This window comes from Arthrobacter sp. JCM 19049 (genome assembly GCF_001310435.1).
This window is the reverse complement of the sequence record NZ_BAXF01000080.1, coordinates 1-7,387: the sequence shown is the minus strand read 5'-3', so window position 1 is coordinate 7,387 and position 7,387 is coordinate 1. Positions and strand designations below refer to the sequence as shown.

Annotated in this window: 9 protein-coding genes and 1 pseudogene; 5 read left to right on the top strand and 5 right to left on the bottom strand. The window is 63.3% G+C overall.

The window, feature by feature from the left end; translation table 11 throughout:
- Both JCM19049_RS05965 and JCM19049_RS05960 read left to right on the top strand, forming a co-directional pair.
- A pseudogene (locus JCM19049_RS05965) lies at positions 1-561 on the top strand (hypothetical protein); the annotation flags it as partial.
- Positions 562-786: 225 nt separating this feature from the next.
- Positions 787-1,350 carry a hypothetical protein gene (locus tag JCM19049_RS05960; protein ID WP_279402568.1) on the top strand — a complete coding sequence of 188 codons (564 nt, stop codon included), beginning with the start codon at positions 787-789 and terminating at the stop codon, positions 1,348-1,350.
- 244 nt (positions 1,351-1,594) lie between these two features.
- Here the strand turns inward: JCM19049_RS05960 and JCM19049_RS05955 are convergent, their stop codons facing one another.
- A complete protein-coding gene (locus tag JCM19049_RS05955; RefSeq protein WP_306420706.1) occupies positions 1,595-2,077 on the bottom strand; it encodes a MarR family winged helix-turn-helix transcriptional regulator in 483 nt (160 codons plus the stop codon).
- 59 nt (positions 2,078-2,136) lie between these two features.
- A complete protein-coding gene (locus tag JCM19049_RS05950) occupies positions 2,137-3,258 on the bottom strand; it encodes an LLM class flavin-dependent oxidoreductase (protein WP_054821117.1) in 1,122 nt (373 codons plus the stop codon).
- A gap of 187 nt (positions 3,259-3,445) precedes the next feature.
- Between JCM19049_RS05950 and JCM19049_RS05945 the strand changes: the two genes are divergently transcribed.
- Genes JCM19049_RS05945 through JCM19049_RS18915 form a run of 3 tightly spaced genes read left to right on the top strand, consistent with a single transcriptional unit; the run spans position 3,446 to position 4,186 of the window.
- Positions 3,446-3,787: a hypothetical protein gene (locus tag JCM19049_RS05945; RefSeq protein WP_054821116.1), complete on the top strand. Its 342-nt coding sequence runs from the start codon at positions 3,446-3,448 to the stop codon at positions 3,785-3,787.
- The gene (locus tag JCM19049_RS05940) at positions 3,760-4,017 is read left to right on the top strand and encodes a hypothetical protein (protein WP_279402567.1); all 258 of its coding nucleotides are present in this window, start codon (positions 3,760-3,762) and stop codon (positions 4,015-4,017) included. Before JCM19049_RS05945 ends, JCM19049_RS05940 begins: the two co-directional genes overlap by 28 nt.
- 7 nt (positions 4,018-4,024) lie before the next feature.
- Positions 4,025-4,186, top strand: coding sequence for a hypothetical protein (locus tag JCM19049_RS18915; protein WP_279402566.1), 162 nt, complete (start codon positions 4,025-4,027; stop codon positions 4,184-4,186).
- Positions 4,187-4,385: 199 nt separating this feature from the next.
- Here the strand turns inward: JCM19049_RS18915 and JCM19049_RS05935 are convergent, their stop codons facing one another.
- From JCM19049_RS05935 to JCM19049_RS05925, 3 genes are all read right to left on the bottom strand, one after another.
- Positions 4,386-5,252, bottom strand: coding sequence for an LPXTG cell wall anchor domain-containing protein (locus tag JCM19049_RS05935; protein ID WP_054821114.1), 867 nt, complete (start codon positions 5,250-5,252; stop codon positions 4,386-4,388).
- A gap of 157 nt (positions 5,253-5,409) precedes the next feature.
- A complete protein-coding gene (locus JCM19049_RS05930; protein ID WP_054821113.1) occupies positions 5,410-6,753 on the bottom strand; it encodes a M28 family peptidase in 1,344 nt (447 codons plus the stop codon).
- Between the two features lie 422 nt (positions 6,754-7,175).
- On the bottom strand, positions 7,176-7,387 hold a 212-nt coding region (locus JCM19049_RS05925; protein ID WP_279402565.1), incomplete at its 5' end, for a hypothetical protein.

The following is a 7,387-nucleotide window of genomic DNA, read 5'->3' as shown; positions in this document are numbered from 1 at the left end:
GGAAACCGTCGTGGCACGGGAGAAGCACATCTACGGCGGGATGAAGATCGGCTCAGCGTTCTTCGGCTGGCTGACCGCCACCGGCATGGGCGTGGTGCTCACCGCCCTGGTGGCCGCCGCCGGCACCGCCGTGGGGCTGAGCACCGGGGTCAACCCGGATGAGGTCGCCCAGAGCCTGAACCAGGACCCGCAGACGGTGGGCATGGTCGGGATCATCGTGCTGGGCGTCATCGTGCTCGTCGCCTACTACTGCGGCGGCTACGTCGCCGGGCGCATGGCACGGTTCGACGGCATGAAGCAGGGCCTGGCCGTGTGGCTGTGGGCCTGGTGATCGCCATCGTGGTGGCGCTGCTGGGCTGGATTGGCGGCAGCCAGTTCAACGTCCTGGCCCAGGTCAACAGCTTCCCGCGGATCCCCGTGAACGAAGGGGACCTGAGTACCGCCGGCATTATCGCCGCGGTCGTGGTCGCGGTGGTGGCCCTGGTTGGGGCGCTGCTGGGCGGCCTGGCCGGGATGCGCTTCCACCGCAAGGTCGACAAGGCCGGGCTGGATGTGGTCTAGCGGGCCAACTAGGTGCCGCCAGCCGGTGAGAAGAACTTCTTACTGGGCTAGCGGTCAGGGAAAAGCCGAGGCAGGTGCGTCGTGATGATGTACCTGCCTCGGCTTTTCTCATGTGCACAAGACGCGCTGATGACGCACCGGAATCGCTAAACGTCGGATGGCCGCAATAGGCTCGCGGTAACCTCATCGCTCCTGTCAGAGCGAGTTTTCCGGCAAGTAAGGCGGTTGGACGTGGAAGACCTCATAGTTGCATTCATTGAGGATGCGAAGACCCTGAGCGAAGAACAGCTCACCGACTACAAGAGGGGCTGGCAGGGGCAACTGCCGATGGCCCTGCTCGATGCCGTCTATTCTCAGCGCACGCAATACCTGACGAAGAACAAAAAGGGACTCCTGCCGCGTCTGCAAGAATTCAAAGCAACGTACGAGGACGCTGCCGTTGACCTTCGCGCGCTGCTCGAAGTGTCCGAGGAGGAAATACAGGGTGTGGTCGGTTACGGGGTTACCGCTGGTCGTAGCAAAGCATCCGCTGTTCGTGATGTGGCACGGAATCTCGTAGATCTTGAATCACCGGTTTTCACCGCGAATGAATACTGCCACTACGACGCTGAGCACATTCGTGCGTACCGAAGTGTTCGAGGGCTGGGCAAAGTTACACACAACTATCTGGGAATGCTCCTTGCTACCCCAATACCAAACCCGACACGTGGATCATCGCTGCTGTACAACGCGTTGCGCTGGCGGCCAATGTGGACGTTGTGGTCGATTCCGGGCTGGCCCGGCAAGTAGTCCTTGAGGCCTACAAACGGGACCAGCGCGGCGAGACGGTGACCCATTACGATCACGCGATCTGGCTTCGGGAGAGGTCATTGCACGAATCAGGTGCTTTGTTGATCCATGATGCCGCAGTAACGCGCTAACTTTAGAACACGCCGCCGGAGTCTGACTAGTTCGAGCAAAAGGCTTGCTCCCGGAATGCTCGATGGCATTTTCGGGAGCAAGCCTTGATGCTTGGTGCTGTGGTAGTTGTTTCCTAGTCGATCCCGGCGCGCAGCTTCATGCTCAGGTGCTTGAGCTGGTTAAACTCCTCTTCGCTCAGCGCATGCCCCATCAGCTCGTGCAGGTGCTTGACGTGCTCGCGCCCAATGTCGCGCTGCACCTCCAGGCCCTTCTCCGTCAGGGACAGGATCATCGCCCGCTGGTCGGTCGGATCCGGGCTGCGGGAGATCAGGCCGCGCTCCTCAAGCCGGACGATCATCCGGCTCAGTGACGGCTGGGAGATCAGCAGGAACTTGTTCAGGTCCACCAGCCGCGCCTTGCCTTCGGGACAATTGCGCAGATTGAACAACACGTCGTATTCACGCACCGAGAGCCGATTGAATTCGGGCATCGAGATCAGGTGGCGCATCACCGCCACCTGCGTGCGGAAGAGTGCCTCCCAGGCCTCGACCGTGTTCTTTAGCGGGGCCGGGGCGGTGGTGGCCTCACCGGCCACCATTTGCTCACTGTGTGTCACTGCACTCCTATGCTTGCAGCCCTGTGGCTGGCATCCTTACCCCTTGATCTTATCCCCGGTTAAGCGTCCTGTCCCTTGTCGGGGTGAGAATTCTTGGCTTCTTCCCTGGCCTTCTTGGCGGCCACCAGTCCGGCGTGGGTGGGCGCCGGGGTCAGGTCGGCCGGGGCGCGCGATTCCATTTCCTTGCGCAGCTCGGGCAGTACGTGCTCGCCGAACATGTCCAGCTGGTTCAGCACGGTCTTCAGCGGCAGCCCGGCGTGGTCCACCAGGAACAGCTGGCGCTGGTAGTTGCCGAAGTACTCCTGGAAGGTCAGGGTCTTCTCCAGCACCTCCTGCGGGGAACCAACGGTCAGCGGGGTCTGGGAGGTGAAGTCCTCCAGCGACGGGCCGTGGCCGTAGACCGGGGCGTTGTCGAAGTAGGGACGGAACTCCTTGACCGCCTGCTGGCTGGTCTTGCCCATGTAGAACTGGCCGCCCAGGCCCACGATCGCCTGATCTGCCCGGCCGTGGCCGTAGTGCTCGTAGCGCTCCCGGTACAGGCCGATCAGCTGCTGGTAGTGCTCCTTGGGCCAGAAGATGTTGTTGGCGAAGAAGCCGTCGCCGTAGTAGGCGGCGATTTCGGCGATCTGCGGGGTGCGGATCGAGCCGTGCCACACAAACGGGGGCACATCATCCAGCGGACGCGGGGTGGAGGTAAAGTTCTGCAGCGGTGTGCGGTAGCGCCCCTCCCAGTTCACCACGTCCTCGTCCCACAGCCGGCGCAGCAAGTTGTAGTTCTCGATGGTCAGGTTCACCGAGTCCTGGATGTTCTTGCCGAACCACGGATAGACCGGGGCGGTGTTGCCGCGCCCGAGCACCAGGTCGGTGCGCCCGTTGGACAGGTGCTGGAGCATGGCGAAGTCCTCGGCGATCTTCACCGGATCATTGGTGGTGATCAGCGTGGTGCCGGTGGACAGGATGATCCGCTCGGTCTGCGCGGCAATGTAGGCCAGCGTGGTGGTGGGGGAGGAGGAGAAGAACGGACGGTTGTGGTGCTCGCCGATGGAGAAGACATCCATCCCGATCTCTTCGACCTTCTTGGCGATGGCCACGATCGCGTCGATGCGTTCCTTCTCGGTGGGGATGGTGCCGTTGGTGGGGTCGCGGGTGATGTCACTGACGGTAAAGACACCGAACTGCATGGCGGGACTCCTTGTCCTGTTCGTGGTTCCGCTGGGCTTCAGCGACCAACCTATATGCGTATGAATGTAATAACAAGTTGATCCGTCAATTATTCCCGTATTGGAGTCATCCTGCAAGAGACCTCCAGCCTAAGCACGACCCCGCCAGCGCAGTTGCCGTCCATGGGGTTCCTGCTGGCAAGGTACGGTGTCGGCCCCGGCGATAGCGGCCGAACGGATCAAGTTCTCCTCGCTGCGACCCCTCACCTGGATGTTGTGGCTGGGCATTATTTCCTTGGTCGGCACCGCCTGGCTGCTTGGCGCCAGCGCCAAGGCCAGCGGCGACAACGGCTTTGACACCTATACCCCGGCACCCGAACTGGTGTTCTCGACCCTCCAGCTGGCCCAGCTGTTCTTCGCCACCGCGGCGGCCTGTGCCTCACCACCGAGTACTCCTCAGGCACCATCACCTCCAGCCTGCAGGCAGTTCCGCGCCGCGGCGTGCTCTACGCTGCCAAGGCAGTGTTCCTGTTCGTCGCCGGAACGGTAATGGGAATCGTGGGGGTGGGACTTGGCGCCGTTCCGGCGGCCCTCTCCGCCGGAGAGTACGGAGTCTTTGATGCCGTGGATCTGATCCGCGCGCTCGCCGAAGCCGGAGTGTACCTGGGGCTGATGATGCTCATGGTGCTGGGGATCGCGGCGCTGTGCCGCAACTCGGCGGGCACCATTGTTGCTGCCCTGGTCCTGCTGGTCGGCATGCCCCAGCTGCTGGGACAGTGAATGTGCAGTGGATTTCCTCGGCCTGGGCTATCTGCCCACTGCGGCCACGGTGCTGGTAACCGGGGCCGCTGGACCCTACGGCAGCGCGATGGCCCTGGGAGTCCTGCTGCTTTGGGCGGCCGGGCTGCTGGTTGCTGGATGGGTTTCACTGAAGTACCGGGACGCCTAGCTACACCGGATTATGCAGCGGACCGGATCCGCGGGTCCGAAGGCGCGAGGGGAACTGGAAAGGACCCGGCCGCACACTATTGGTGCGGCCGGGCCCCTCACGCCCGTGGGTTGGACGCGAACAGCCCCGCAGGACACACAGTGTGGTTCAGCGGGGCTGGGTTGGTTCGACGACTCCGGGGAAGCCCCGGGACAACGAGTTAGCCGCGTCGGCTTGTGGAACGCCGGCGGCGAACCACGAAGAGCGCACTGCCCGCGCCCAAGAGCAGCAGCGCCAGCGCTGCGAAAGTGATCAGCTCGGCACCGGTGCGCGCCAGGTCCTTCTCGGTATTGGGCGTTGGATCCTCCGGGGCTGGCGTCGAATCCTCCGGGACTGGCTTGGCATCCCCGGGGGTTGGCGAGGGCTGCGTGCCATCCTGCGCGGTTGGGATCTGCACCGAGACCGGTGCGGTGATGTTGCCAGCTACGTCGCTGGCACGTAGTTCAACCAGCGCGCCCTCCTGACCCACCTCGACCTCACCTAGCAATGCACCCTGAACATCCTCTTCAGTATCCAGGGTGCTCCACTGCTGTTGGGCGTCCAGGCGGTACTCGATGACACCGACCCCGGAGGTCACATCCGAGACTTCAAGGCGCAGCTGTCCGCGGTTCTGGCTACCGCGCTGGCTTCCAGGTCCGGGGCCTTGGTATCGAGCTTTACCAGTTCCTGAGTAGAGTCTCGATTGCCAGCCATCAGTGGCCCGGACATGCAGGGTGTGTTCACCGTCCTCAGCGATGCTGATCGGTGCTGTGTAGGGCTTCCATCGCTGTCCATCACGGGATACCTCGATTGCTGGCGCGTCGTCGGTCTCGTCGGTGGCGGTGACGTTAACGGTGACCGGTGCGGAGGTGAACCAGCCGCTGGCCCCGGCCGGGTTCTTGGTGTCAATGGCAACTTCCGGCTTGTTCTCATCCAGGATCAGTTCGACCTCAACCGTGGTGTCCCCGGCGATTGCCTGGTCCAGGCTCGCACCGATCGCACCGTCGGCGCCGACGGCAGCGAAATCGCAGGTAGTGTGCGGGGCCAAGGTCTCCGTGTACCTTGCTGCGAAGTCTGCGGCACCTCGCGCCAGCCGGTGTCACCCTCGCATGACATGGCCAGCTGCGCTCCGTCAGCCGGCGCGCCGGTTTCGTCGGTAACGTTGAGGGTCACCGGGTTCAACGCCGCGCGGAAAGCCGACCCACCTATGATCTGCGCGCTGAAGCCCATGCGGTCCGCAGATACGAACTCGATGGTGTCCGAGGCAGGTGGTAATCCGGTTCGAGCACGATCGAGGAGTCAGCGGACCAGAACATCCAGCTAAAGACGGCGGCATTGATCCCCACATCGTGGAAGGACTGGTGGTCGCTGCGGCCGACATAGCCGATGTTCAGCGGCTCCTGCTCCAGGTCACTGTGCACGTCGCTGGCGAAGTTCAGTACGGTGTTGGACTCGTTGTCTGGGTTCACGCTCAAACCCCAGAAACCAAAGGGCTGTTCGTTGGTTCCCTTCTCCGCGGTGCCGGCCATGTCCATGTTCCAGGCACCGATCGTGCGCTGGATTTCATCCTCGCTCAAGCTCTGGGCGTGGTGGGCAGAGCCCAGGATACCGATTTCCTCGCCGCCCCAGGAACCGACGCGGATTTCGGTGTCCAGCGAGTAGTTGCTGATCAGCTTGGCGGTTTCGAGCATGATGCCGATGCCGGAGGCGTTGTCGCTGGCCCCGGGACTGCCCACGACCGAGTCGACGTGTGCGCCGACGTAAACAATCGGTGCGGTTCCGTCATCGTTGGCGGCCGGCCGCACGCCGATGACGTTGGAGCTGTCATCTCGGGTCTGCTCGGTGGTGATGCTCAGGCTTAGAGCGTCGCCGGGGGCTGCCGCCAGCTCGCGCAGACGGACAGCCTGCACGCCTCCGGCGGTAACTACCACCAGATCGGCCACCGATTCTGGCACCTCACGGAGGTTGGGAATGGATCCCTTGGGGTTGGTCTGGGCGAGGATGATGCCAGCGGCACCGGCGGCGGCAAGCTGCTCCAGCAGCGCCGTACGGGCCTCGGCATTGGCATTCCAGTCGATGATCACCAGGGCATCGGTGACCTCGGTGGTCGCCAGTCCGCTGCCATCGCCCAGGTCGATGACCGGTGCCTTGAGCGGTGCCGAAGGGCCTGTGATCTTGGCGCCCTGGGCCGAGCGGTACTGCCAGCTGGCAATGCCGGGCAGGTCGCGGCTGGGCACGACGTTGGCGACAAACTGTGTGCGTCCGTCGAACACCTCGCGTGAGGTCTGGAAGCCGTACTCCTGCAGATGGTGCTCGACATAATCCTGTGCCGCGTCCTCCGCCGCGGTGCCTGCAACGCGTGGGCCGATCCCCACTGAAAGCTCCTGCACGTGGGAATACACCCGGTCCTGTTTGACCAGGTCCACGAACTCCTGTTGGAAGCCGGGAGTCAGCTTGCCAGTTTCGATCGCTTCCAAGGCATCATCCGGGGCATAGGGCGCCGCATGTGCGACATTGGGGACCAATGCGAGGGAAGTGGACAGGGTCACGACCGACAGTGTCAGCAGCGCCTCCTTCGAATGCCTCGATGATGCGGGGGATGGGCTTGCTGCAACATGCGGAAGGGTTCCTCTCCAGGAAAAGTGCGCGCGAACGCTCGCGACCCGTACTGGAATCATCGGCCCGGGGCCAGGTCGGTGGAGCGAAGCGGAGTCTGGAAGGGCGAGCCCATTGGGCACGGGACTCGCCCTTCGAGGGTGCAAAATTGATGATGTGGCGCGGAATTACGACCGTGATATACGTTACATCAAGGAACTTCGGTGCACCAGAGGAAGTCGCTTCTGAGTTGGGATGTTTATCCTGCATCGGGGTGCCGGGCGTGGCATTTACAATGCCCCAGAATCAAGCAGGCTCCACCGCCTACCCCTGCGGGCGGCGGTGGAGCCTGCTTGGCACTGTCACCGGACGGACGCTAGTCGCGCGGCTTCTCCTTCTTCAGCATTTCCTCGACCTCGCGGCGTTCCTTGCGGGTCACCGGGATCTGGCCGGTCTTCGGGTTAATCAGATCAGCGTCCGAGGACTGGACCCGCTGGGCGGTTTTGCGGGCCTTGGACAACAGGGTGTCGGACTCCGCATCCACCGCAGCAGGCTCACCGTCGGCCGGCACCGGGGCGTGGGCGCCCA